This window comes from Holdemanella sp. DFI.5.55, from assembly GCF_020593575.1.
Taxonomy (GTDB): domain Bacteria; phylum Bacillota_I; class Bacilli_A; order Erysipelotrichales; family Erysipelotrichaceae; genus Holdemanella; species Holdemanella hominis.
This window is the reverse complement of sequence record NZ_JAJDMK010000392.1, coordinates 1-233: the sequence shown is the minus strand read 5'-3', so window position 1 is coordinate 233 and position 233 is coordinate 1. Positions and strand designations below refer to the sequence as shown.

Annotated in this window: 1 protein-coding gene; it reads right to left on the bottom strand. The window is 40.3% G+C overall.

The genetic code is table 11. The features are described from left to right. Nucleotides 1-44: 44 nt before the first annotated feature. On the bottom strand, nt 45-233 hold a 189-nt coding region (locus tag LJE08_RS14560), incomplete at its 5' end, for a glycine betaine ABC transporter substrate-binding protein (protein WP_304608385.1).

Here is a 233-nt window from a genome sequence, read left to right as displayed (position 1 = left end):
AAGCCAGGTAGTTTCTAAGTTGAAGCTCCTGACTTTTTATGATGTTATTTTTTAATCAAATGATGCTCAACCAGATATTCATGGGCAACTTGACTGGCTTTTCGATGCTGAACCGTTACTTGATAGTTCATCTCCTGCATATCTTTTTCAGTAATCTTACCAGCCAGCTTGTTCAGACTTTTAACAACTTGGGGATGCTTTTTGGCAAACGAGGCCTTCATCAAGGGTGCTCC